We start from the raw sequence: 24,553 nt of genomic DNA, 5'->3' as shown, positions 1-24,553 counted from the left end.
GCGGCTGCGCCTTACCCGACCTACTACACCCGTAGGCCCGTGCAAGCGAAGCGCCGCCGGGCGTCAGGCCGCACTTACCCCTTACGAATCAAATACCGGTACGGCAAGGTCTCGGTTTGCTGCGCCACCAGCTCATGTTCCATAAAGGTACAAAAGCCGGGGATATCACGGGTGGTAGCCGGGTCATCGGCGACGATCAGCAGCGTTTCGCCACTCTGCATGTTACGGACGGTTTTACGCACCATCATTACCGGCTCCGGGCAACGGAGGCCCTGAGCATCAAGCGTGTGGTCTGGGCTGGAAAACAGGTCGGTCATTTTCTTCTCGTTCAGGTAAAAACGGCTGTAGTTTACGCCCCGCTATCGCCAATGCAAACCAGGTTAACGATTGCGTGAAAATTAGCCATTGCAAAGTGTCGTCAAAGCAGTATCATGCGGCGGCTTTATTGGGTTCCCTCACCCCAAATATTAATCAAAAAGGTACAATATGAACTCCTTTACACAATCGCAGCGCGTCAAGGCGTTGTTCTGGCTTTCGCTATTTCATCTGCTGGTGATCATCTCCAGTAACTATCTGGTACAGCTCCCCATCTCCATTTTTGGTTTCCATACCACCTGGGGCGCGTTCAGTTTCCCGTTTATTTTCCTTGCGACGGATTTAACCGTGCGTATTTTTGGCGCACCGCTGGCGCGGCGGATTATTTTTGCGGTGATGATCCCGGCACTGTTTGTCTCCTACGCCATCTCCTCGCTGTTTTACATGGGAAGCTGGCAGGGCTTCGAAGCGCTGACGCACTTCAACCTCTTCGTCGCGCGTATTGCCACCGCCAGCTTTATGGCCTACGCCCTGGGGCAGATCCTCGATGTCCACGTGTTTAACCGCCTGCGTCAGAACCATCGCTGGTGGATGGCGCCAACGGCCTCCACGCTGTTCGGTAACGTGAGCGATACGCTGGCCTTCTTCTTCATCGCCTTCTGGCGCAGCCCGGACGCCTTCATGGCAGAACACTGGATGGAAATCGCTCTGGTGGACTACGCCTTTAAGGTGCTTATCAGCCTGGTTTTCTTCCTGCCGATGTACGGCGTACTGTTGAATATGCTGCTGAAAAGGCTGGCAGATAAATCTGAAATCTCCGCATTGCAGGCAGGTTAAGGGTTCGCTTTATCAGTTGTGATAAGATGAACGAATGAGCCGTTATGGCCGTTTATCGAAAGGAAGAAGTCAATGCGCAATCTGGTTAAATATGTCGGGATTGGCCTGCTGGTTGTTGGCCTTGCAGCCTGTGATAACAGCGACACCAAAACGCCTGCTCAGGGCGCGTCAGCAGAAAGCAACGCCACCGGTCAGCCGGTGAGCCTGATGGATGGCAAACTCAGTTTCTCTCTGCCCGCGGACATGACCGACCAGAGCGGTAAGCTGGGTACCCAGGCGAACAATATGCACGTCTATTCCGATGCCACCGGCCAAAAAGCGGTGATTGTGATCGTCGGTGACGATACCAGCGAAGATCTGGGCGTGCTGGCCAAACGCCTGGAAGATCAGCAGCGCAGCCGCGACCCGCAGCTTCAGGTGGTCACCAACAAGTCTGTTGAACTGAAAGGCCACACGCTGCAACAGCTGGACAGCATCATCTCTGCCAAAGGCCAGACCGCGTATTCCTCCGTGGTGCTCGGCAAGGTGGACAATAAACTGCTGACCATGCAGATCACCCTGCCGGCAGATAATCAGCAGAAAGCGCAGACCGCCGCTGAAAACATCATTAACACCCTCGTGATCCAGTAATCGTTCACCGGGATGCCGTGGCCTCCGTCGCTTGCGCCGGGGGCCATTTTTTTGCCACGACTTTCAGACTAACGCTCCAGACGAAGCCCATCCGGCGCACTACAATTAACACGCCCCCCGGAAAAAGGAATTCTTATGACTGCCAGCCCGCCCGACAAAGCCGGACTTCATATTTTATTAAAACTTGCCTGCCTGGTGGTTATCCTTGCGGGTATCCACGCGGCGGCGGATATCATTGTTCAGCTTCTGCTGGCGCTGTTTTTCGCCATTGTGCTCAACCCGCTGGTGACATGGTTTTTACGCCGGGGCATCAGCCGCCCAGTCGCGATTACCATTGTGGTGATGGTGATGCTGGTTGTCCTGACGGCGCTGTTCGGCGTGCTCGCCGCCTCGCTGAGCGAATTTTCCACCATGCTGCCGCAGTACAATAAAGAGCTGACGCGCAAGCTGGTCGATCTTCAGCGCATGTTGCCATTCGTGAATCTGCATATCTCACCGGAACGGATGCTGCGCCGGATGGATTCCGAGAAGGTGATGACCTACGCCACCACGTTGATGACCGGGCTTTCAGGGGCAATGGCCAGCATTCTGCTGCTGGTGATGACGGTGGTGTTTATGCTGTTCGAAGTGCGCCACGTGCCGTATAAGCTGCGTTTTGCCCTGAACAATCCGCAGATCCACATTGCCGGCTTGCACCGCGCGCTGAAAGGCGTATCCAAGTATCTGGCGCTGAAAACATTGTTAAGCCTGTGGACCGGCGTGATTGTCTGGCTGGGGCTGGTACTGCTGGACGTGCAGTTCGCGCTGATGTGGGGCGTGCTGGCGTTTTTACTGAACTACGTACCCAATATCGGCGCGGTGCTTTCCGCCGTTCCGCCGATGATCCAGGCGTTCCTGTTTAACGGTTTTTATGAGTGCATGCTGGTAGGGGCGCTGTTCCTCGTCGTGCATATGGTGCTGGGTAACATTCTTGAGCCGCGCATGATGGGCCACCGTCTGGGCATGTCGACGATGGTGGTGTTTTTATCGTTACTGATCTGGGGATGGCTGCTGGGTCCGGTGGGCATGCTGCTCTCCGTGCCGCTCACCAGCGTCTGTAAAATCTGGATGGAAACCACGAAAGGAGGCAGTAAACTCGCCATTCTTCTGGGTCCGGGTCGGCCAAAAAGCCGTTTGCCGGGATAACCGGGTGGAAAGGGTCAAAAGTGACGTTTATTCGCCAGCGCGACGACAACATTGTACGATGTGCGCAGTAAATCGCGCTGGCGAAGAAAAAGTCACAGAAACAGGTTTATCGCGGACGCGCGTAGATGAAATTTACACTTACCCTTATCGACTGGCAGGCAAGAGCGCCAGGACTCAGCGATGCCGACGAATGGCAGGCATGGTCACGCCGGTCTGACGCCATCGATCCCACTGCACCGCTGGCGAAACTGACCGATCTGCCGATGATGACCGCCCGCCGCCTGAATTCAGGCAGCAGGCTGGCCGTCGATCTTGGCCTGATGATGCTGCGCAAACACCGCATCGATGCCGTCGTCTACAGCAGCCGTCATGGGGAGCTGGAGCGCAATTTCCGTATTCTCCAGGCCCTGGCGGCAGAACAGCCCGTTTCCCCCACCGATTTTGCCATGTCGGTACACAACTCGGCGGTCGGCAATCTCACTATCGCCGCGCGTCAGCCTGTTGTCTCTTCGTCGGTTTCCGCCGGTATGGATACCTTCCAGCAGAGCTTGTGCGACGTGCTGAGCCTGCTGCATGCGGGATACTCCCGCGTATTGCTGGTGGATTTCGACGGTCTGCTGCCTGATTTTTATCACGCCGGGTTGCCACCGCAGATGCCCGTCTGGCCCTACGCGCTGGCGCTGGTGATTGAAGCCGGAAATACGCTCAGCTGTGAAACGCACGTCAACCGCACGCCTGAAGAGCCCGCGCTGCCGCAAAGCCTCCAGTTCCTGCGCCATTACCTGCGGGACGAGCGCCAGTTCACCCTGCCGGGCGAGCGCCTGCTGTGGCAATGGACGCGCCAATGAGAGGGTTACGTTCCCGCCTCGATCGGTTATGGCGGATGCTGATGACCGGATTGTGCTTCGCCCTGTTCGGCCTCGGCGGACTGACGCTGTCGCTGGTATGGTTTAACCTGCTGCTGATTTTCCAGCGCGACCGCAACCAACGTCGCCGCCTGGCACGCCGTACTATTTCTGCCAGTTTTCGCCTGTTCCTCGCGGTGGTACGCGGTGTAGGGGTACTGGATTACCGTTTCAACAACCTGGACGTTCTGCGCGCCGAGCGGGGCTGTCTGGTGATTGCGAATCATCCCTCGCTGCTGGACTACGTTCTGCTGGCGTCGGTGATGAACGAAACCGACTGTCTGGTGAAAAGCGCGTTGCTGCGTAACCCGTTCGTCAGCGGCGTGATCCGCGCGGCTGACTATCTGATTAACAGCGAAGCCGACACGCTGCTTGCCGCAAGCCAGCAGCGTCTGTCCCAGGGCGACACCCTGCTTATCTTCCCTGAAGGCACCCGCACCCGGGTGGGGGAAGCCATGACCCTGCAACGTGGGGCGGCGAATATCGCCGTTCGCTGCAACAGCGCCGTGCGCGTGGTGGTGATCCACTGTAGCGAACGGATGCTGGATAAACAGAGCAGCTGGTATAACGTGCCCCCCAACAAACCTGTTTTCACCGTGGATGTTCGCGAACGCATCAACATTCATGATTTTTATGATGCGAGTCAGCACGAACCCGCGCTGGCAGCAAGGCAGTTAAACCGGCATATGCAGCATCAGTTAACAACCGGTCTTCAATCTTTGTCAGGAACGAAAGATGCAAGCGCTCTATCTTGAAATTAAGAATCTCATTATCTCTACGCTGAATCTGGAAGAACTTACCCCAGAGGATATTGATACAGACGCCGCGCTCTTTGGCGACGGCCTCGGTCTGGACTCAATCGACGCCCTTGAGCTGGGGCTGGCGGTAAAAAATCAGTACGGCGTAGTGCTTTCTGCCGAAAGTGACGAGATGCGTCAGCACTTTTATTCCGTTGCCACGCTCGCGGCTTTTATCCATCAACAACGCGCCTGAGAATGACCGCTATGACAGAACAACAAACGATTTATCAGGAAGTCTCTGCGCTTCTTATTACGCTGTTTGAAATCGCCCCGGAGGATATTACCCCTGAGGCACGTCTTTACGAGGATCTGGACCTCGACAGCATTGATGCCGTCGATATGGTGGTGCACCTGCAAAAGAAAACGGGCCATAAAATCAAGCCTGAAACCTTCAAAGCGGTGCGCACGGTGCAGGACGTCGTGGACGTTGTGGAACAGCTTCAGCGCGACGCGTAACGTGCGTTCGATTCGAGTTCTTCCCGCCCTGACGGGGCTGATGCTGCTGGCATGGCCGTTTTTGATCGGCTTCGGGCTGGCGAATAATAGCCTGCACGGGATACTGCCCGTGATGGCGCTGGTGCTGCTGATGCGCGTCTGCCAGGCCCGTCGGCAAGGCGGCCCCCTGCGTTATCTGTTCGTAAGCGTGGCGCTGGCCGGCATAGCGCTTTGCGCGGCGAGCTACGTCCTGCACGCGCACCAGTGGGTGCTGTTATATCCGGTGGTGGTGAATCTGGTGATGCTGGTGGTGTTTGGCGGTTCGCTGTGGACGGCAATGCCCGTCGTCGAACGGCTGGCGCGCCTGCGTGAACCGGACCTCTCCCCCGTCGGGGTACGTTACACGCGCCGGGTTACCCAGGTCTGGTGCGGCTTTTTTATTATCAACGGGGCGATCGCGCTGTTTACCGTATTACACGCCGATATCCGTCTGTGGACGCTGTGGAACGGGATGATTGCCTATCTCCTGATGGGCACGCTGATGGCTGGCGAGTGGCTGGTGCGACAACGGGTGAAGAAAAACGATGCTTAACCCTCTTCCGCTTAGCCAGTGGCTCAGTGCGCCCCGCCCTGACGACACCCCTGTCGCCTGGCAGGACGACCATCTCTGGACGCTTGGCGATCTGCGCCACGACGTCACTCAGCTGGTCGACACGCTGCGTCGTGAAGATGGCGAGCGCTGGGCGCTGTGCATCGAAAACGGCTATCTGCTTATTGTCGCGCTGCTGGCGACGCTGCATGCGGGTAAAACGCCGGTCCTCCCCGGGCACAGCCGGGCGGCGCAGCTTAACGAACAGCGGGCGCTGTTCAGCGGCGTCCTGAGCGACACCACGCTCGATTTTCAGGGGCAACAGCTGCGGGTGGCTTCCGCTCAGCGGGCAGGCCATCCCTTTTCACCGCTGCCTGCCATCGGTGAGATGCGCACGATCGAGCTTTACACCTCCGGCTCGACCGGCACGCCGCAGCGGGTGAGTAAGCCGGTGGTCAGCCTGGATCGTGAGGCTCGTCTTCTGGCGGCGCATTTTGGCGAGCGTCTGGCGGGCTGTCACGTCGTGGCTTCCGTGGTGCTGCACCACCTGTATGGCCTGACGTTTCGTGTCGTCTTACCCATGGCGCTCGGCCTGCCGCTGCACGCCAGCCTGCTCAACTATGCCGAGCAGCTCTCAGCCCTTCCCGACGATAAACGCTATCTTTTCATCAGCAGTCCGGCGTTTCTCAAGCGGCTGGACGCGTCACTGACGCCGCCCCCCGTCAACCTGCTCTTCTCCGCTGGCGGCGCGCTGCCCTGGCAGGAGGTCGCCGCGGTTCAGGCCTGGCTCAACGTCTGGCCGGATGAAATATACGGCAGCACGGAAACAGGCGTAATGGCCTGGCGCTACCGTCAGGAGGAAAGCACCCGCTGGCAGCCTTTCCCCGGCGTGACGTTTCACGGCGATCGCGTGATGTCGCCGCTGATCCCCGAGGTGGAGGGGGTCGTGCTGGATGATATCCTGCACTTCACGGCTGACGGGCAGTTCAGCCTCGTCGGGCGCCGCGGTCGGGTGGTCAAAATTGAAGATAAACGCATTTCACTCGATGACATTGAGCGCCGCCTGTTGGCGCTGGACGGCATCCGCGAGGCCGCCGCGCTGACGGTGACGCGCGGCGGGCGTCAGGGCATTGGCGTATTGCTGGTGCTGAATGAAGCGGTGCGTCAGCAACACGAACAGGGCAAAAAAGCGCAGGAGCTCGCCTGGCGACGCGCCCTTCGCCCCTGGCTTGAACCGGTTGCCGTGCCGCGCTACTGGCGGATCGTTGATGAAATCCCGGTCAACAGCATGAACAAGCGCGTGACTGCGCAGCTACAGGAGTTGTTTCATGAAGATCCCTGAAATCGGGCGCCTCCAGCCCGATCCACAGCATCTGGAGATAACCTTTTATCTTGATCCTGACCTGCTCTGGTTTAAGGGACATTTCGCCGTACAGCCGCTGCTGCCGGGCGTGGCCCAGCTCGACTGGGTAATGCATTACGCTGCCGCGCTGGCGCCGGGCTACCGTTTTCACAATATTCAGAACGTGAAGTTCGCCGCCCCGCTGTTGCCGGAGAATACGGTCACGCTGCTCCTTGCCTGGCAGCCCGAACGCGAGATGCTGACCTTTAGCTACCAGCGCCATGCGGGTAACGAGCGCCACACCGCCAGCAGCGGGAAGATTCGCTTATGTCAGTAACCTTCCGTCCCTGCGTGCTGATCCCGTGCTATAACCACGGGGCGATGATGGCTTCGGTGCTGGCGCGCCTGGCGCCTTTCGATCTGCCCTGTCTGGTGGTGGACGACGGCAGCGATGAAACCACGCGCCGCACGCTTGAAGCGCTGGCGGCGGATCGTCCGCAGGTCACGCTACTGCGGCTGGCCGAAAACAGCGGCAAAGGCGCGGCGGTGATGCAGGGGCTGAAAGACTGCGCCGATCGCGGCTTCACCCACGCCGTTCAGGTGGACGCTGACGGCCAGCACGCTATCGAAGACATCCCCAAACTGCTGGCGCTGGCCGAACGCCATCCCGATGCGCTCATTTCCGGGCAGCCCGTTTACGATGACTCGATCCCCCGTTCGCGCCTGTACGGCCGCTGGATAACGCACGTCTGGGTCTGGATTGAAACCCTCTCCCTGCAACTGAAAGACAGCATGTGCGGGTTTCGCGTTTACCCTATAGCCCCGGTTTTGCGCCTTGCAGCAACCACGCCGCTCGGCAGGCGAATGGATTTTGATACCGAAGTGATGGTGCGCCTCTACTGGCAGGGCAACACCAGCTATTTTCTGCCCACCCGCGTGACCTATCCGCCGGACGGGGTATCCCATTTCGATGCCCTGAAAGACAACGTGCGCATCTCGTTGATGCATACCCGTCTGTTTCTCGGCATGCTGCCGCGCATTCCTTCCCTGCTGATGCGTCGCCGCTCGCAGCACTGGGCGCAGCAGCAGGAGGTGAAAGGATTATGGGGCATGCGCCTGATGCTGCGCGTCTGGCAACTGCTGGGGCGTAAGGCGTTTACCGCCCTGCTATGGCCGGTTACGGCCGTCTACTGGCTAACCGCCCGCGCTGCGCGTCAGGCGTCGCAGCAGTGGCTGGCGCGGGTTAAAACGGTGATGGCACAGCGGCAAATGCCGCAACCCGCGCGGCTTAACAGTTTTTCCCACTTCCTGCGCTTCGGTCATGCCATGCTGAACAAAGTGGCCAGCTGGCGCGGCGAAATGAAACTCCATCGCGATCTGGTCTTTGCGCCAGGCGCGCAGGAGGCGCTGGGGCTCGACGATCCTCAGGGCAAACTGCTGCTCGCGTCGCATCTTGGCGATGTGGAAGCCTGCCGGGCGCTGGCCCAGCGCGAAGGGGCGAAAACCATCAACGCGCTGGTCTTTAGCGACAACGCCAGACGTTTTAAGCAGGTGATGGAGGAGATGGCGCCGCAGGCGGGCATTCACCTGATGCCGGTCACCGACATTGGCCCGGAGACCGCCATCCTCATCAAAGAGAAGCTGGATCGCGGCGAATGGGTGGCGATCGTGGGCGATCGCATTGCCGTCACCCCGCAGCGCGGCGGCAGCTGGCGGGTGATATGGAGCGAATTTATGGGCCAGCCCGCGCCGTTCCCGCAGGGGCCGTTTATCCTGGCGTCCATTTTGCGCTGCCCGGTGGTGCTGATTTTTGCCCTCTGTCAGCAGGGAAAGCTGACCCTGCACTGCGAGCCGTTTGCCGACCCGCTGCTGCTGCCGCGCGGCGAACGCCAGCAGGCGCTACAGCAGACCGTCGACCGCTATGCGGAGCGTCTGGAGCATTACGCGCTCTTGTCGCCGCTCGACTGGTTTAATTTTTTCGATTTCTGGCAGCTGCCAGAGATCAACGAGAAGGAGTAAAGGGTGCTGACCGATCCCCGCTTTACGGCTGAAGTTGAAATCACCGTTCCGTTCCACGACGTCGATATGATGGGCGTGGTGTGGCACGGCAACTACTTCCGCTACTTTGAGATTGCCCGCGAAGCGCTGCTCAACCAGTTTGATTACGGCTATCGCCAGATGAAAGCGTCCGGCTACGTCTGGCCGGTGGTGGATACCCGGGTGAAATACCGCGACGCGGTGACCTTCGAGCAGCGCATTCGCATCCGCGCCCACATTGAAGAGGTTGAAAACCGTCTGCGCATCGCCTATCAAATCTTCGACGCGCAAACCGGGAAACGCACCACCACCGGCTACACCATTCAGGTGGCGGTGGAAGAAGCAAGCCGGGAGATGTGCTTTGTCAGCCCGGCCATTCTGTTCGAACGCATGGGGATCGCGCCATGAAATGGATAACGCTACTCGCGCTGCTGGTAAGCCCGCTGGTGAACGCGGTCACGCTGGATGAACTGCAACAGCGGTTTGCGGAGCAACCGGTAGTGCGCGCACACTTCGAACAGACCCGCACGATCAAGGATATGCCTCAGCCCCTGCGCTCGCAGGGGGAGATGCTAATCGCCCGTGACAATGGCCTGCTGTGGGATCAAAAAGCGCCGTTCCCGATGACGCTGCTGCTGGATGACAAACGGATGGTGCAGATCGTCAACGGTCAGTCGCCGCAGACCATTACCGCCGACACTAACCCGCAGATGTTTCAGTTCAACCATCTGCTGCGGGCGCTGTTCCAGGCCGACCGCAAGGTACTGGAAGAGAACTTCCGCGTCGATTTCAAAGACCTGGGCGAAGGCCGCTGGTCGCTGGTGCTGACGCCCGTCACCACGCCGCTGGACAAGATTTTCTCCACCCTTGATTTGAAGGGCGCGATCTATCTGGAATCCATTCGCCTGAACGATAAGCAGGGCGACACGACGGATATCGCCCTCTCCCGCCACCAACTGACGCCCGCCCGCCTGACTGATGCAGAACGCCAGCGCTTTGCCGCACCGTAACGCCCTGCGCCCGGCGCTGCTGTGGGCCGCGGTATGCCTGATCCTGCTGGGCGTGCTGCTGTCGCTGCTGCCTGGCGCGCGGCTGAACAGCAGCGTGCTCGCCATGCTGCCGAAACAGACGCTCGGCGCGATCCCTCCCGCTCTCAACGACGGATTTATGCAGCGCCTCGACCGCCAGCTCATCTGGCTGGTCAGCCCCGGCAAACAGCCGGACCCGCGCGTGGCGCAGCAGTGGTTAACCCTGCTGCAACGCAGCCAGGCGCTGAGTGTCGTAAAAGGTCCGCTGGATGCCGCCGGGCAACAGGCCTGGGGAGATTTCTTCTGGCAGCACCGCAATGGCCTGGTCGATCCGGCCACCCGCGCCCGCCTGCAAAACGGCGGTGAAGCGCAGGCTCAGTGGATCCTGTCCCAGCTCTACTCCGCCTTTTCCGGCGTGAGCGGCAAGGAGCTGCAAAACGATCCGCTGATGCTGATGCGCGGCGCGCAGCTCGCGCTGGCGAAGAACAGCCAGAAGATGCAGCTGATGGACGGCTGGCTGGTGACAAAAGATGCGGCCGGGAACTACTGGTATCTGCTGCACGGCGAGCTGGCGGGCTCGTCGTTTGACATGCAGCAAACCCACCAGCTGGTGACCACCCTCAACGCGTTGCAGCAGACGCTGAAAAGCCAGTATCCACAGGCGCAGCTGCTCTCGCGCGGGACGGTGTTCTACAGCGATTACGCCAGCCAGCAGGCTAAAAACGATATTTCCACGCTTGGCGTCGCCACGGTGCTCGGGGTGATCCTGCTGATTGTGTCGGTGTTTCGCTCCGTGCGTCCGCTGCTGCTGAGTCTGCTCTCCATTGCCATCGGCGCGCTGGCGGGGACGGTCGTGACGCTCCTGCTGTTCGGTGAGCTGCACCTGATGACGCTGGTGATGAGCATGAGCATTATCGGCATCTCGGCGGACTATACGATTTACTACCTCACGGAGCGGATGGTGCACGGCGCGGAACACTCGCCCTGGCAAAGCCTGGCAAAAGTGCGTAACGCGCTGCTGCTGGCGCTGCTGACCACCGTCGTGGCGTATCTCTTCATGATGCTGGCCCCCTTCCCCGGCATTCGTCAGATGGCGGTGTTCGCCGCCGCAGGGCTGAGCGCCTCGTGCCTGACGGTAATGTTCTGGCATCCGTGGCTGTGCCGGGGCATGCCGGTTCGCCCGATCCCCCTGAGACGGATAATGCAGCGCTGGCTGGACGCCTGGCGCGACGGTAAAGCCCTCTCTGTCGGGCTGCCGGTAGCGCTGGCGCTGCTCTCCGCCATCGGGATCGCCAGCCTGCGGGTGGATGACGATATCGCCCGGCTTCAGGCGCTGCCGCAGGACATTCTGGCGCAGGAAAAAACCATCACCGCCCTGACCGGGCAAAATGTCGATCAGAAATGGTTCTTGGTGTACGGCGCGTCGGCTCAGCAAACGCTGGAGCGGCTGGAGGCATTTACCCCGGCGCTGGCGCAGGCGCAAAAAGCCGGTGAATTAACCCGCTGGCGTACCCTGCCGCTGAACTCGCTGGCGCGACAGAACAGCGATCTGCATCTGCTGCGCAACGCCGCACCGACGGTGGTGAAAATGCTGCAAAGCACAGGGCTGAACGCCGTCCCTCCGAACCTGAACGCCATGCCTGTCAGCGTGGAAGCGTGGCTCGCCAGCCCGGCCAGCGAGGGCTGGCGTTTGCTGTGGCTGACGTTGCCGGACGGCAAAAGCGGTGTGCTGGTCCCGGTCGATGGCGTCAGAAACAGCGCCGCGCTCGGTGAGCTGGCCACCCGCCATCCCGGGGTCGTCTGGGTTGACCGTAAGGCCAGCTTCGACAGCCTGTTTGCGCTCTACCGCTCGCTGCTGTCGGGGCTGCTGGGCGTGGCGCTGGCGGTGATTGCCGGCGGCGCGATGCTACGTCTCGGCTGGCGAAAAGGGCTGGTGGCGCTGGTGCCGTCCGTGCTGTCGCTGGGCGGCGGGCTGGCGGCGCTGGCCATAACGGGCCATCCGGTGAACCTGTTTTCCATGCTGGCGCTGGTGCTGGTTCTCGGCATTGGCATCAACTACACGCTGTTTTTCAGCAACCCGCGCGGCACGCCGCTGACCTCCATGCTGGCGATTACCCTCGCCATGATGACCACCCTGCTGACGCTGGGGATGCTGGTATTCAGCACCACTCAGGCCATCAGCAGCTTTGGCATTGTGCTGGTGAGCGGTATCTTCACCGCGTTCCTGCTCGCCCCGCTGGCGATGCCGTCTAACAAAGAGAACTTACCATGACCCGTTTCATTCGCCTGGCGGCAGTGATGATGGCCCTGTTGCTGGCGGGGTGTAGCCATACGACGAACCGCGATGACGCGCGCCCTCAGGCCTGGCTCCAGCCCGGCACCCGCGTCACGCTGCCCCCGCCGGGCATCACGCCTGCCATCCGCGCGCAGCAGTTGCTTACCGGCAGTTTTAAAGGCCAGACCCAGTCGCTGCTGGTGATGCTGAACGCCGACGGAAATAAAGTGACGCTTGCCGGCCTCTCCTCCGTCGGGATCCGCCTGTTCCTCGCCACCTACGACGACACCGGGATCCACACCGAGCAGTCGGTTGTGATGCCGCAGCTGCCGCCCGCCAGCCAGGTGCTGGCCGACGTGATGCTGAGCCACTGGCCGCTCAGCGCCTGGCAGCCGCAGTTGCCGAAAGGCTGGACGCTGAACGATACTGACACCAGACGCGAACTGCGCAACCCCGATGGCAAGCTGGTCACGGAAATTGCCTACCTGAACCGTAACGGCAGGCGCGAACCGATTAGCATTGTGCAGCACGCTTTTCACTACCACATCACCATTCAATATCTGGGTGACTGAGATGATTTACCTTTCTGCCGTTGGCATGGTCAACGCGCTCGGCAACTCGGCTGATGAAATAGCGGCGAACCTGATCGCTGGCGTGGCCCCCGGGATGCGCCAGCGTGCGGGCTGGCTACAGGGCTTACCCGAGGCCGTGCTGGGAGGCGTGGAGGGTGAACTTCCCCCTGTCCCCGAGTCTTTTTCCGCCCATCGCAGCCGCAACAACCAGCTGCTGCTGGCGGCGCTTGCGCAAATCTGGCCCGCCGTCGATGCGGCCATTGCGCGCGTGGGGCGAGACCGCGTGGCGGTTGTGCTGGGCACCAGCACCTCCGGACTGGACGAGGGTGATGAGTACGTGCGCCGCGCGCAGAACGGCGAGCGCAGCCCGCAGTGGCAATATCCGCAGCAGGAGCTGGGCGATCCGTCGCGCTTTCTCGCCAGCTGGCTTGCGCTGGACGGCCCGGCGTATACCATTTCGACCGCCTGCTCCTCCAGCGCGCGGGCGATCATCAGCGGTCGTCGCCTGATCGACGCCGGGCTGGTGGACGTCGCCATCGTCGGCGGGGCCGACAGCCTGAGCCGCATGCCGGTCAACGGCTTCAACAGCCTGGAGTCCTTCTCCCCGACCCTGTGCGAACCGTTTGGCCGCCACCGTCGGGGGATCACCATTGGCGAAGCGGCGGCACTGATGGTGCTGACCCGCGAGCCGGGCGAGGTTGCGCTGCTGGGCGCGGGGGAATCCAGCGATGCGTACCATATTTCCGCACCACATCCGCAGGGCGAAGGGGCGATCCGCGCCATCAACCAGGCGCTGAACGAGGCGGGCATAACGGCGGCGGACGTCGGCTATATCAACCTGCACGGCACCGCCACGCCGCTGAACGATCGCATTGAGGCGCAGGTTATCCACGATCTCTTTGGCGACCGCGTGCCGTGCAGCTCCACGAAACATCTTACCGGCCACACGCTGGGCGCCGCGGGGATCACCGAGGCCGCCCTGAGCTGGCTGATCCTGACCCGAGACCTGCCGCTGCCGCCGCAGGATTTTTCCCGCTACGCGCCGGACGACACCCTGCCCGCCTTCGGCCTACTGCACCAGAGCGCACCGCTGAATAAACCGGTGATCCTGTCAAACTCCTTCGCGTTTGGCGGCAACAACGCCAGCCTTCTGCTGGGGAGAGTATGATGCACTACTTACCTCCCGGGGATTATCTTCCTCACGACACGCCGATGCTGCTGCTTGAGAGCGTGGAAAGCGTCACCGATGACCGCGCCGTTTGCAGCGTGACGGTGAACGAACGGGGCGTTCTGGCCCCGTTCCTGGACGCGGACGGCAACCTGCCTGGCTGGTTTGCGCTGGAGCTGATGGCCCAGACCGTGGGCGTCTGGTCTGAATGGCACCGGATGCAAAAAGGGCTGCCGCACTGTGCGCTGGGCATGGTGCTGGGCGCGCGCGAGCTGGTGTGCGACGCAGGGCATTTTGCCGCAGGCAGCACGCTGACCATCACCATCGAACGTCTGATGCAGGATGAACGCTTTGGCAGCTTCGAGTGCACCATTCATGCGGATAGTGTCTCCCTCGCCACGGGCCGCGTGAACACCTTCCAGCCGAGCGAGGAAGAATTAACCACACTTTTCAACCAGGGAACACCATCATGAGATCCGTACTGGTCACTGGCGCCAGCAAAGGCATTGGCCGCGCTATCGCCCTTCAGCTTGCGGCGGACGGTTTCACCGTCGGCGTGCATTACCATCGTGATGAAGCGGGCGCGCAGGAGACGCTGGAAGCGATTGTCCAGGCAGGCGGCGCGGGCCGTTTACTCACCTTCGACGTGGGCAACCGCGAGCAGTGCCGCACGGTGCTGGAACAGGAGATCGCTGACCACGGCGCGTGGTATGGCGTGGTCAGTAACGCCGGTATTACCCGCGACGGCGCATTTCCTGCGCTCAGCGACGATGACTGGGACAGCGTGATCCACACCAATCTCGACAGTTTTTATAACGTCATTCATCCCTGCATTATGCCGATGATCGGCACCCGCAAGGGCGGGCGGATCATCACCCTGTCGTCGGTGTCAGGCATTATGGGCAACCGTGGGCAGGTGAACTACAGCGCGGCGAAAGCCGGGATCATCGGCGCCACCAAAGCGCTCGCCACCGAGCTGGCAAAACGCAAAATCACCGTCAACTGCATCGCGCCGGGGCTGATCGATACCGGCATGATCGAGATGGACGAAGCCGCACTGCACGCGGCGATGTCGATGATCCCGATGCAGCGTATGGGCCAGGCCGAGGAGGTCGCGGGGCTGGCGAGTTACCTGATGTCGGATAAAGCAGGCTATGTGACGCGTCAGGTGATTTCGATTAACGGAGGCATGCTATGACCCGCCGGGTAGTGATTACGGGCATGGGCGGCGTCACCGCGTTCGGCGAGGACTGGCCGACCATCTCGCGCCGTCTGCGCGAGTATGAAAATGCGGTGCGAACCATGACGGAGTGGCAGGCGTATGACGGCCTGCAAACCCTGCTCGCCGCGCCGATTGAAGACTTCACTCTCCCCGCTCACTATACCCGTAAGCGCATTCGCGCCATGGGCCGCGTGTCGCTGCTCTCTACCCGCGCCACCGAGCTGGCGCTGGAGCAGGCGGGACTAATCGACGACGCGGTGCTGACCAACGGTCAGACCGGCATCGCCTACGGCTCGTCGACGGGCAGCACCGGGCCGGTCAGCGAGTTTGCCTCCATGCTCACCGAAAAGCACACCCACAACATCACCGGCACCACCTATGTGCAGATGATGCCGCACACCACGGCGGTGAATACCGGGCTGTTCTTTGGCCTGCGCGGACGGGTGATCCCCACCTCGAGCGCCTGTACCTCTGGCAGCCAGGCGATTGGCTACGCCTGGGAAGCGATTCGTCACGGCTACCAGACGGTGATGGTGGCAGGCGGCGCGGAAGAGCTGTGCCCGTCGGAAGCGGCGGTTTTCGATACCCTGTTTGCCACCAGCCAGCGTAACGACGCGCCAAAAACCACGCCGTCGCCGTTTGACGTTCAGCGCGATGGCCTGGTGATTGGCGAAGGGGCGGGTACGCTGGTGCTGGAAGCGCTGGATCACGCCAGAGCGCGCGGAGCGACAATTTATGGCGAGATCGTGGGCTTTGCCACCAACTGCGATGCGGCGCACATCACCCAGCCCCAGCGTGAAACCATGCAGGTGTGTATGGAGCAGTCGCTGGCGATGGCGGGTCTTGGCCCTCAGGACATTGGCTACATTTCTGCCCACGGCACGGCAACCGATCGCGGGGATATCGCCGAGAGTCAGGCGACCGCCGCCATTTTCGGCGACAGCGTGCCCATCTCATCCTTAAAGAGTTATTTCGGTCATACCCTGGGAGCCTGCGGCGCGCTGGAAGCCTTGCTGAGTCTGCATATGATGCGGGAGGGCTGGTTCACGCCGACGCTCAATTTAAGACAACCGGATGAGCAATGCGGCGCTTTAGATTATATTATGGGGGAAACCCGCCCGATTGATTGCGAATTTATTCAGAGCAATAACTTTGCCTTTGGCGGCATCAATACCTCGATAATCATTAAACGCTGGGCGTAACTATGTACCAGTTTGTACTGGGAAAGATCTCCACCCTTAGCGCGGACCCGCTGGCGTCAACGCTCGCAGACATGGCACCTCAGGGTGCACGACACGCTTCCTGGCTTGCAGGCCGGACGCTGCTCGCCAGAACCTTATCCCCCTCGCCCCTTCCCGAGATAATTTACGGCGAGCAGGGAAAACCGGCCTTCGCTAACGGCCATCCGCTGTGGTTTAACCTGAGCCACAGCGGGGACGATATTGCCCTGCTGATGAGCGATGAAGGTGAAGTGGGCTGCGATATCGAAGTGATCCGCCCGCGGGAGAACTGGCAGGCGCTGGCAAATGCCGTTTTCAGCCTCACCGAACATGACGAGCTGGAACGTGAAGCGCCGGAAGAGCAGCTTTCCGCATTCTGGCGCATCTGGACACGCAAAGAGGCAATCGTCAAACAGCGTGGCGGCAGCGCGTGGCAGATAGTCAGCATTGACAGCACCGCCCAGTCGCTCCCGGTCAGTCAGCTACGCTTCGGCTCGCTGAGCCTGGCGGTCTGTACCCCTACGCCTTTCACCTTAACGGCGGAAGCGGTTACTTACTCCGGTATTCCTGCGGCATAAAAAACGGCCATGCCGGTTAAAACCAACATGGCCGATGTCCCGTTCACGTTGTTCTCGATCTTATTTTAAATTTTCCGGGAAGTTTGCAGGCAGCTCGCTGGCCGCGCAATTGATCACGCTATCGTCATTCGCACCGCAGTCACGCACGAAGGTGATGGTGGCAAATTCATCAATCACTTCGGTTGGATACGCTGGTCCGGCATCACGGTAGCTGTTCATCAGCGGAATGTGATCGTTCTGGAAGCAGACGGTTTTTTCCGGATTATTCATGACCCAGCGCGGGAAGAAGATGGTGCCGTGGAACAGGCGGTCGCCCAGGTTCACGATCAGGCTCACGTCAGTACCGGTTGGCTCCGTCCAGGAAATTTTATAGATGCTCTCCCCAACACGGACGATGTAGGCCTGCTGATCTTTCACCCAACGGTTGCCCACCAGACCACTGTGAATACGGTAGTCCAGGGTGTTTTCGTTTTTAACGTAAATTTCGTAATTCCAATCATTATCGTAGGTATATACAAGATGTTTGCCGACGAAGCCGCTTAAATCATGTTTATCGAAGGTGCTCATACGATGTCTCCTTTGTTTTGATGAGACGATCGTACCCCTTCAAAAAATGAATGAATAACGCTATGTTTGAATCAAATTCATCCAAAATTTAGATTAATTATGCACAAGACGACGCTCGAACAGTGGGCCTTGCTGGAGAGAGTCATCGAGGCTGGCAGCTTCGCTAAGGCGGCGGAAGAGACCTACCGCAGCCAGTCCTCGGTCAGCTATAACCTGTCGCTTTTGCAGAAGCGGCTGGGCGTGGCGCTCCTGATGACAGAGGGACGGCGTGCCGTGCTAACCCCGGCGGGTGAGCTGTTGCTGAATCAGGTTAAACCGCTGCTGAAAGCCTTCGCCTATGTTGAAACGCGCGCTGCGACCCTGCGCAGCGGGATGCGAACCCGTATCGACCTGATGGTAGACAGTATTTTTCCGCGTAGCCGGCTGTTCGCGATTTTGCGCCAGTTTCAGCAGCTGTACCCGCAAACGCAGGTGCGGCTTACCGAGGTGCTGGAAAACAGCCGCGCAGATGCGCTCAATGATGAAGCCGACGTGATGGTCTTAACCCGCCGCCAGGACATTACCGGCCTGGGCGAATGGCTGATGAATATCGATTTTGTTGCCGTCGCGCATCACGCGCACCCGCTGTTTTCGCTGGATACGCCGCTTAATGACGAGATGCTACGGCCGTGGCCGCGCATTCAGATCGCAGACAGCCAGCCCACCACTCACCCCACCGGGGAGTCGTGGACATTCTCCACTATCGATGCCGCGATCGAAGCGGTGATGTATCAGGTTGGATACGGCTGGTTACCGGAAGAACGCATTCAGACCCCGCTCCAGCAGGGCATCCTTAAAACGCTGCCGCTCAGCCACGGCGTACGTCGCGCCACGCCGCTGCACCTCATCGTCAAACGCTCCCTCAGCCCGCTGGACGAGCAGGTTGAGACGCTGTTGCGCCTTTTTAAGCAGGAGCCGTCATCGTCAACTGCTACGCTTTAAGTTTTGAACCATAAAACGACAAGGAGTGAACGATGAAAATCGATTTAACGGGGAAAGTAGCGCTGGTGACCGCGTCCACCGGCGGTATTGGGTTTGCCATCGCCCGCGGGCTGGCGGAGAGCGGTGCGGAAGTGATCGTAAACGGACGCAGCGTCGACTCGGTGAATAAAGGCATTCAGGCGCTACAGCAGGTGGTGCCTGGCGTACAGGTCCGTGCCGCCATCGCCGACCTGAGCTCGCAGGAGGGCGTTGACGAACTGCTCAGGGTCGCCACGCACGTCGATATTCTGGTGAATAACGCCGGGATCTATGGCCAGCAGGATTTTTATTCCACCGACGACGAGACCTGGGAACGCTACTGGCAAACCAACGTGATGTCCGGCGTGCGCCTCTCCCGTGCCCTGTTGCCCGGCATGGTACAAAAGGGCTGGGGTCGGGTAGTGTTTATCTCGTCAGAATCGGCCTGCAATATTCCTGCGGATATGATCCACTATGGCGTGACAAAAACCGCCCAGCTCTCGCTGGCGCGCGGTCTGGCGAAGTTCGTGGCAGGCAGCGGCGTGACGGTGAACAGCGTACTGCCGGGCCCGACAATGTCGGACGGTTTTGCCGCGATGATGAAAGACGAAATCGAAAGAACCGGTAAATCGCTGGAGCAGCTGGCGAAAGCGTTCGTGATGGAGAATCGTCCCAGCTCGGTTATTCAGCGCGCCGCAACGGTAGAAGAAGTGGCGAATATGGTGGTGTATGTCTGTTCCATGCAGGCCTCCGCGACTTCCGGCGCGGCGCTGCGCGTTGACGGTGGCGTGGTGGATGACATAGTTTGACCCGTCAGGCCACAGGTTCAGGAAAAAATGCGGCCTGATATAAGGACTATGAAGGTAAAGCAGGTAAACTAGTGAACAGAATGTGTATTTCAGCTAAGACGTATTTATGACCAATATGATTGCCGACGAAGCCGTGGCGAAGTCCAGCGTGCTCTCTGTCTTTGACTTTGATGGTACGTTGACGCACCACGACAGTTTTATCCCGTTCCTGCGCTTTGCCTTTGGCAAGCGCTACTTTGCTGGCCGACTGGTGCGCATGGCCCTGCCTACGCTGCACTGTGTGCGCCGCAAGCTGACGCGAGATGAGCTGAAAGAGGTGTTGATCAAAACCTTCCTGACGGGGGTGGATGAGCACTGGTTACGTCAGCAGGCGGAAGCCTTCTGTGAAAAATACTGGAACAAGCTGATGCGCCCGGAAGGTGTGCTGGCCGTCGCCAACGAGGTCAATTCCGGTGCGGAAGTGACGATTTGCTCTGCTTCCCCGGCGCTGGTATTGCAGCCGTGGGCCGATAAGCTCGGCATTAAGCTGATTGGCACGCAGCTGGAAGTGAAAGACGGCAAGCTGACCGGGCGGATCACCGGCCACAACTGCCGGTGTGCCCAGAAGGTGGCGAGGCTGGAGAAGGTGTATGGGGATTTGAATGCGTATCACCTGCGCGCCTGGGGCGACACGCGTGGCGACCACGAGTTGCTGGCGGCGGCGCAGGATCCGCACTGGCGGCATTTTCATCATCCGAGCAAGCGCCGAAATTCACCAATTAAGGGTTAGGTGCGGCCCGGTGCCCTCACCCCGGCCCTCTCCCACAGGGAGAGGGAGAAAAGCGGTACATCAGGCCTCACGTTTTCCCGGGAACATCACGCTCGCAATAATCCCCAGCGCCAGTACCCCCAGCACCACAAACAGACTTGCCGTGGCGCCGATGTTATAACCGTGATGCCAGAAATGGTCGGTCGCATTCAGCCCCAGCTTGAACGCCACGAAGAACAGCAGTAACACCACCGCTTTCTCCAGATGCACCAGATACTGCTTCAGCGCTTCCAGCACAAAGTAGAGGGTACGCAGGCCGAGGATCGCGAACATCATTGCGCTGTAGATAATCAGCGGCTCACGGCTGACGGCAATGATTGCGGGTACGGAATCGAAGGCGAACATCACGTCGGACAGCTCCACCACCGCAACACAGAGCAGCAGCGGCGTCGCGTAGCGCTTCGCCTTCTTCACGCGGCCTACCATTACATCCTTGTTTTCAGGCTTCTCCAGTTCGGCATCCACCTCTTTCTGGGTCAGGATAAACGCATGGCTGCTGATTTTTGGCCACACCGGGTAGAAGCGTTTCACCAGGCGGTACGCCAGATGGTTGGAATAATCTTCTACTTCATCGCTCTCTTCATTGCGTTTCAGCATCATCACCGCCGTCCAGCCGACGACCAGCGCAAAAATGACCTCAACATACGGCCCCAGGCTCAGCAGGCTGGTGCCGATGGCAACAAAAATACCGCGGAACACAATCGCCCCGAGCACGCCCCAGTAGAGCACGCGGTGACGATATCTATCCGGCACGCCGAACCAGGCGAAGATCGCCATCATCACAAACAGGTTGTCGACGGAGAGCACCTCTTCCAGCGCATAGCCGGTCAGGAACAGACTGGCCATCTCCGCGCCGTGGTGCACGTATAAGAATCCGGCGAAGGCCATCGCCATCATGACCCAGAAGATGGACCACATGACCGCGTTTTTCAGCGAGATCGGTTTATCGTGACGGTGCATGAAGAGGTCGATAAACATCGCCCCAACGGCCATCACCACGAAGACAACAACGGTTTCCGTCGGGAAACCGAGATGAGCAGCAGACATAGACAACCCTTTTAAGAAGACAAAACACCATGCACGCAATAAAAAGCGTGGGCCCGTTAAGGAGGCATCACGCTAAAAAATAAATATTAACCGTTCTTTTCAGCTGTGTAGAGACATTAAAGTTGTATCCTTTAACCTGAAAAAGACTTTAAAGTTGTAAAGTTTTAAAAAAACACATACAAAACATGATGCTAAGTGTGTATCACACGCTGTTCCAACATTATGCCTTGATGTTCTTGCAGGAACTGCAATTTACAGGAGGAAAAAGGTGTTTTTGTAGTTATCTGGCGTTACGTGACAGTGTTGGTCAGATACTTCCACCTCTTCAGAGTTAAAGTTTGATATATGGGAAAAAAAACGCTCCCGGACGGGAGCGTAAGCCAGTGACTTCGGCGTCAAATGAGGGTCTAACAAGTGGAGCTGCGGGTTAATTCTGGGTGATCTGACTGCGATGCTTATCAGCCTGCTGCTGGTGAACAACGGAAGACTGACCATTATTCGCCTTCTCATGTACAGCTGCGGCCTTCTCATGCTCGCTCATTTCAGAAAATGACTTTGCTGTTTCGTTGGTAGCTCCGGGTTTAGCTTTCATCATTTTTTTATGCATTTCAGCCATGTCCTGGTGGGCAGCAGAATTGCTGTTTTGCATCATGTCATGGGACATTGCGGCCTGATCGTGACTGCTCATATCCATCATTGTCATGCTGTCTCCCTGAATTGCACTTTTTTCAGCAGATGACTGCATCTGGTGGGCAGGTGCCTGTGCATTATTTACCTGGTCATGCATGTTCATTGTCTCTGCAGCCATGGCAGATGAAGCGGCAGCCATAATGGCAACAAATGATACGAGAATCTTTTTCATGGTTGGGTCTCCGGTGTTTACATACCCAAACAATCAATGGCTTATAACAGAGAAAGCAGTTGATCTCAGGGCGGGTTAATCATCACTCCAGGAACCAGGTGATTGTGTTATCACGCTGCTCCTGATTTATGAATAATTATAAAAAACCGCCTCTGTTTATCGCGTGACTGAATGATGACAATTTTGTCACCTTCCAGGTTTCTCCTGAACAACGGGATTAATCCATTAACAGGCGCACTTTGAACACAATTTCACGCCCCTGCTGTTCTGCTGACAGCTCGCCGCCGTGAGCATGAATGATCGACCTTGTAATTGATAATCCCAGCCCCGCGCCTTCCGTGTTGTAGAACCTTGATGAGTCTGCGCGATAGAACCGGTCAAACAAACGTTCCAGATTAGCGGGAACCTGGCCGGACATCGTATTCGTAATCATCACGTTCACACAGTCACTGTCACGCTCAAGGTGTATCGCTGTACAGGTGTTATCGGGAGAATACTTGATTGCATTGGAAAGCAGGTTACTGAAAGCACGTCGGAGCATATCGCTGTCTCCGGCAACAACGCCCTCTCCTTCAACCGTGATTGTCTTTCCTGTTTCGTCTGCCAGGGGCTCGAACAACTCACGTAATTCATTCAGTTCGGCTGCCAGATCCACATCATGTTTATCCAGCCGCAGCAGACCATGCTCTGAACGTGCCAGAAAAAGCATGTCACTGGTCATTCGTGACAACCTTTTCAGTTCTTCCAGGTTAGCGAATAAAATTTCGCGGTAATGCGAAACATCCCTTTCCTTAGCCAGTGCAAACTGCGTCTGCATCATCAGATTACTGACTGGTGTGCGCAGCTCATGCGCGATGTCAGACGAGAAATCTGACAGTTTCCGGAATGCCCCCTCCAGGCGATCAAACATATTATTGAACTCCTGCATGGTCTCAGAGATTTCCGGCGGAGCCAGATCGGGATTTAGACGCTGATCCAGGCTGTGTACGGTCATGGAGGAAGCCAGACTGGTCATTTCCCGTAGCGGTTTCAGACCAATACGTGTGGTCAGCCAGCCCAGAAAAACAGAAATAAAGACCAGACCGATATTGAACCAGAACAGCCAGGTACTGAGTTTGTCCATAAACAGGGTGTGATACCCAGTATCCGTGGCAACCGTAATGATGACATGTTTGCTTTTACCCTGTTCCGGCGTCACGGCAACCCGCCGCGAGATACTGCGGTACACGGTGTTATTTTCTTCCGTCTGGATCATATAGTCGAGAATATCACCCGACTTATTAAGCAGGACCGCTGGAACAACAGAATTTTTGGCATAGAGTTCAACAATTTTTTCATTTTCCATGTTTTTTATAGAAATGAATAAGCCATTGTGCCCCACCATCGCATCGTTTATTTTTTCTGATAATGACTTAATATCCGTTTTGTTCCTGAACGTCTCTGTTTTAAGAAACTCTTCGGTGAGCTGAAGTTTACCTGTCAGAAAATCGCGGTCCTGATTATCGAAATAGCCATTAAGGGTGCTAATCAGGATAAAACTTGATAACCACCATACCGTAAGCATCACCGCAGAAAAAATCAGGCTCAGGCGTGTGGTCAGGGAAATTTTGAACCTCACTCTTCTCTGATCTCCAGGACATATCCGGCACCGCGAACGGTATGGATCAGTTTTGGCTCAAAGTCATCATCAATTTTACTTCTCAGACGTCTCACGGCGACATCAATCACATTCGTATCACTGTCAAAATTCATGTTCCAGACCAGGGACGAGATAAGACTCCTGGGTAACACTTCTCCGGTGCGTTGCAGCAGCAACTCAAGCAGAACGTATTCTTTACCGGTGAGATGGATCTTCTTCCCCGAACGGATCACGGTCCGGCGCACCATATCAACGGTCATATCGGCGATGGTGCAGACTGTTGCGGCCTGCGAGCGTGCCCGGCGCAGTAGGGTTCTTACACGTGCAACCAGCTCCGTAAAATCAAAGGGCTTAATCAGGTAGTCATCTGCGCCAAGCTCCAGTCCTTTCACTTTGTCCCGCACGTTGTCCTTTGCGGTTAAAAACAGGACCGGTTCTTCGTGCCCGGACTCCCTCAGTGCGCTGATGATTTGCCACCCGTCGAGGAAAGGCAGCATCACGTCCAGTATTATCAAATCATACTGTCCCTTCGACGCGGCCCCGAGACCATCGCGGCCATTATTAAAGAGATCGGCCTGATAGCCTTCCTCAACCAGTCCCTGCTGCAGGTAACGACCTGTTTTTTGTTCGTCTTCAACGATTAAAATACGCTGCATGGTCAACTCGCTGATATGAAAGTAAAAA

General features: G+C 58.2%; 29 protein-coding genes. 23 read left to right on the top strand and 6 right to left on the bottom strand.

Going from position 1 to position 24,553, the window contains the following annotated elements; all coding sequences use genetic code 11:
• Window positions 1-74: 74 nt before the first annotated feature.
• Entirely contained in the window at window positions 75-317 is a 243-nt protein-coding gene (gene tusA, locus CU081_RS05485) for a sulfurtransferase TusA (RefSeq protein WP_000130627.1), read from the bottom strand.
• Between the two features lie 169 nt (window positions 318-486).
• On the opposite strand from tusA, the gene CU081_RS05480 reads away from it, so the two are divergent.
• The 20 genes from CU081_RS05480 to acpT all read left to right on the top strand — a co-directional run bounded on the left by CU081_RS05480 (window position 487) and on the right by acpT (window position 17,138).
• Window positions 487-1,152 (top strand): 7-cyano-7-deazaguanine/7-aminomethyl-7-deazaguanine transporter, encoded by a 666-nt coding sequence (locus CU081_RS05480; RefSeq protein ID WP_003861274.1) that lies wholly within the window; start codon window positions 487-489, stop codon window positions 1,150-1,152.
• A 72-nt stretch (window positions 1,153-1,224) separates the two neighbouring features.
• A complete protein-coding gene (locus CU081_RS05475) occupies window positions 1,225-1,782 on the top strand; it encodes a DcrB family lipoprotein (RefSeq protein WP_003861272.1) in 558 nt (185 codons plus the stop codon).
• Window positions 1,783-1,917: 135 nt separating this feature from the next.
• Window positions 1,918-2,967 (top strand): AI-2E family transporter, encoded by a 1,050-nt coding sequence (locus CU081_RS05470; RefSeq protein ID WP_003861270.1) that lies wholly within the window; start codon window positions 1,918-1,920, stop codon window positions 2,965-2,967.
• A 125-nt stretch (window positions 2,968-3,092) separates the two neighbouring features.
• The gene (locus CU081_RS05465; RefSeq protein ID WP_022651970.1) at window positions 3,093-3,815 is read left to right on the top strand and encodes a beta-ketoacyl synthase chain length factor; all 723 of its coding nucleotides are present in this window, start codon (window positions 3,093-3,095) and stop codon (window positions 3,813-3,815) included.
• A complete protein-coding gene (locus tag CU081_RS05460; RefSeq protein ID WP_022651971.1) occupies window positions 3,812-4,627 on the top strand; it encodes a lysophospholipid acyltransferase family protein in 816 nt (271 codons plus the stop codon). Before CU081_RS05465 ends, CU081_RS05460 begins: the two co-directional genes overlap by 4 nt.
• Window positions 4,608-4,865 (top strand): phosphopantetheine-binding protein, encoded by a 258-nt coding sequence (locus CU081_RS05455; RefSeq protein WP_003861263.1) that lies wholly within the window; start codon window positions 4,608-4,610, stop codon window positions 4,863-4,865. The genes CU081_RS05460 and CU081_RS05455 overlap by 20 nt, the downstream gene beginning before the upstream one ends.
• 11 nt (window positions 4,866-4,876) lie before the next feature.
• Window positions 4,877-5,128 carry an acyl carrier protein gene (locus CU081_RS05450; protein WP_003861262.1) on the top strand — a complete coding sequence of 84 codons (252 nt, stop codon included), beginning with the start codon at window positions 4,877-4,879 and terminating at the stop codon, window positions 5,126-5,128.
• A complete protein-coding gene (locus CU081_RS05445; protein WP_039269121.1) occupies window positions 5,100-5,699 on the top strand; it encodes a hypothetical protein in 600 nt (199 codons plus the stop codon). The genes CU081_RS05450 and CU081_RS05445 overlap by 29 nt, the downstream gene beginning before the upstream one ends.
• Window positions 5,692-7,038: an AMP-binding protein gene (locus CU081_RS05440; protein WP_022651973.1), complete on the top strand. Its 1,347-nt coding sequence runs from the start codon at window positions 5,692-5,694 to the stop codon at window positions 7,036-7,038. Before CU081_RS05445 ends, CU081_RS05440 begins: the two co-directional genes overlap by 8 nt.
• Window positions 7,025-7,375, top strand: a complete 351-nt coding sequence (locus CU081_RS05435; RefSeq protein WP_022651974.1) for an ApeI family dehydratase — start codon at window positions 7,025-7,027, stop codon at window positions 7,373-7,375. The genes CU081_RS05440 and CU081_RS05435 overlap by 14 nt, the downstream gene beginning before the upstream one ends.
• The gene (locus tag CU081_RS05430) at window positions 7,366-9,057 is read left to right on the top strand and encodes a glycosyltransferase family 2 protein (protein WP_003861255.1); all 1,692 of its coding nucleotides are present in this window, start codon (window positions 7,366-7,368) and stop codon (window positions 9,055-9,057) included. Before CU081_RS05435 ends, CU081_RS05430 begins: the two co-directional genes overlap by 10 nt.
• Before the next feature lie 3 nt (window positions 9,058-9,060).
• A complete protein-coding gene (locus CU081_RS05425) occupies window positions 9,061-9,483 on the top strand; it encodes an acyl-CoA thioesterase (protein ID WP_003861252.1) in 423 nt (140 codons plus the stop codon).
• Window positions 9,480-10,085, top strand: coding sequence for an outer membrane lipoprotein carrier protein LolA (locus CU081_RS05420; RefSeq protein WP_022651976.1), 606 nt, complete (start codon window positions 9,480-9,482; stop codon window positions 10,083-10,085). Before CU081_RS05425 ends, CU081_RS05420 begins: the two co-directional genes overlap by 4 nt.
• Window positions 10,054-12,375: an MMPL family transporter gene (locus CU081_RS05415; RefSeq protein WP_039269122.1), complete on the top strand. Its 2,322-nt coding sequence runs from the start codon at window positions 10,054-10,056 to the stop codon at window positions 12,373-12,375. The genes CU081_RS05420 and CU081_RS05415 overlap by 32 nt, the downstream gene beginning before the upstream one ends.
• The gene (locus tag CU081_RS05410; RefSeq protein ID WP_022651978.1) at window positions 12,372-12,950 is read left to right on the top strand and encodes a DUF3261 domain-containing protein; all 579 of its coding nucleotides are present in this window, start codon (window positions 12,372-12,374) and stop codon (window positions 12,948-12,950) included. The genes CU081_RS05415 and CU081_RS05410 overlap by 4 nt, the downstream gene beginning before the upstream one ends.
• Before the next feature lies 1 nt (window position 12,951).
• Window positions 12,952-14,118, top strand: a complete 1,167-nt coding sequence (locus tag CU081_RS05405) for a beta-ketoacyl-[acyl-carrier-protein] synthase family protein (RefSeq protein WP_022651979.1) — start codon at window positions 12,952-12,954, stop codon at window positions 14,116-14,118.
• The gene (locus CU081_RS05400) at window positions 14,118-14,591 is read left to right on the top strand and encodes an ApeP family dehydratase (protein ID WP_023323848.1); all 474 of its coding nucleotides are present in this window, start codon (window positions 14,118-14,120) and stop codon (window positions 14,589-14,591) included. Before CU081_RS05405 ends, CU081_RS05400 begins: the two co-directional genes overlap by 1 nt.
• Complete coding sequence (locus CU081_RS05395; protein ID WP_026094333.1) at window positions 14,585-15,316, top strand: 3-ketoacyl-ACP reductase FabG2; 732 nt, start codon at window positions 14,585-14,587, stop codon at window positions 15,314-15,316. Before CU081_RS05400 ends, CU081_RS05395 begins: the two co-directional genes overlap by 7 nt.
• Window positions 15,313-16,542, top strand: a complete 1,230-nt coding sequence (locus tag CU081_RS05390; RefSeq protein ID WP_003861237.1) for a beta-ketoacyl-ACP synthase — start codon at window positions 15,313-15,315, stop codon at window positions 16,540-16,542. Before CU081_RS05395 ends, CU081_RS05390 begins: the two co-directional genes overlap by 4 nt.
• 2 nt (window positions 16,543-16,544) lie before the next feature.
• Window positions 16,545-17,138, top strand: coding sequence for a 4'-phosphopantetheinyl transferase AcpT (gene acpT / locus CU081_RS05385; RefSeq protein ID WP_003861235.1), 594 nt, complete (start codon window positions 16,545-16,547; stop codon window positions 17,136-17,138).
• Between the two features lie 60 nt (window positions 17,139-17,198).
• On the opposite strand, the gene CU081_RS05380 is transcribed toward acpT, so the two are convergent.
• Complete coding sequence (locus CU081_RS05380) at window positions 17,199-17,705, bottom strand: phenolic acid decarboxylase (protein WP_022651981.1); 507 nt, start codon at window positions 17,703-17,705, stop codon at window positions 17,199-17,201.
• A gap of 99 nt (window positions 17,706-17,804) precedes the next feature.
• Here CU081_RS05380 and CU081_RS05375 point away from each other — a divergent pair, with 99 nt between their 5' ends.
• From CU081_RS05375 to CU081_RS05365, 3 genes are all read left to right on the top strand, one after another.
• Window positions 17,805-18,686 carry a LysR family transcriptional regulator gene (locus tag CU081_RS05375; protein WP_022651982.1) on the top strand — a complete coding sequence of 294 codons (882 nt, stop codon included), beginning with the start codon at window positions 17,805-17,807 and terminating at the stop codon, window positions 18,684-18,686.
• Window positions 18,687-18,718: 32 nt separating this feature from the next.
• On the top strand, window positions 18,719-19,513 hold the full coding sequence (locus tag CU081_RS05370) for an SDR family NAD(P)-dependent oxidoreductase (protein ID WP_022651983.1): 795 nt from the start codon (window positions 18,719-18,721) through the stop codon (window positions 19,511-19,513).
• Between the two features lie 106 nt (window positions 19,514-19,619).
• The gene (locus tag CU081_RS05365; RefSeq protein WP_003861228.1) at window positions 19,620-20,282 is read left to right on the top strand and encodes an HAD family hydrolase; all 663 of its coding nucleotides are present in this window, start codon (window positions 19,620-19,622) and stop codon (window positions 20,280-20,282) included.
• Between the two features lie 60 nt (window positions 20,283-20,342).
• Here the strand turns inward: CU081_RS05365 and CU081_RS05360 are convergent, their stop codons facing one another.
• From CU081_RS05360 to pcoR, 4 genes are all read right to left on the bottom strand, one after another.
• Complete coding sequence (locus CU081_RS05360; RefSeq protein WP_003861227.1) at window positions 20,343-21,368, bottom strand: TerC/Alx family metal homeostasis membrane protein; 1,026 nt, start codon at window positions 21,366-21,368, stop codon at window positions 20,343-20,345.
• A gap of 427 nt (window positions 21,369-21,795) precedes the next feature.
• The gene (pcoE, locus tag CU081_RS05355) at window positions 21,796-22,230 is read right to left on the bottom strand and encodes a copper resistance system metallochaperone PcoE (RefSeq protein WP_000723069.1); all 435 of its coding nucleotides are present in this window, start codon (window positions 22,228-22,230) and stop codon (window positions 21,796-21,798) included.
• 217 nt (window positions 22,231-22,447) lie between these two features.
• Window positions 22,448-23,848 (bottom strand): copper resistance membrane spanning protein PcoS, encoded by a 1,401-nt coding sequence (gene pcoS, locus CU081_RS05350; protein WP_001211180.1) that lies wholly within the window; start codon window positions 23,846-23,848, stop codon window positions 22,448-22,450.
• Window positions 23,845-24,525, bottom strand: a complete 681-nt coding sequence (gene pcoR / locus CU081_RS05345) for a copper response regulator transcription factor PcoR (protein ID WP_001188930.1) — start codon at window positions 24,523-24,525, stop codon at window positions 23,845-23,847. Before pcoR ends, pcoS begins: the two co-directional genes overlap by 4 nt.
• Window positions 24,526-24,553: the final 28 nt, after the last annotated feature.

Origin of the sequence: Enterobacter sp. CRENT-193, from assembly GCF_002787395.1 — a bacterium.
GTDB lineage: Bacteria > Pseudomonadota > Gammaproteobacteria > Enterobacterales > Enterobacteriaceae > Enterobacter > Enterobacter hormaechei_C.
The sequence above is the reverse complement of the archived record's forward strand: the minus strand, read 5'-3'. Positions and strand labels throughout refer to the sequence as shown.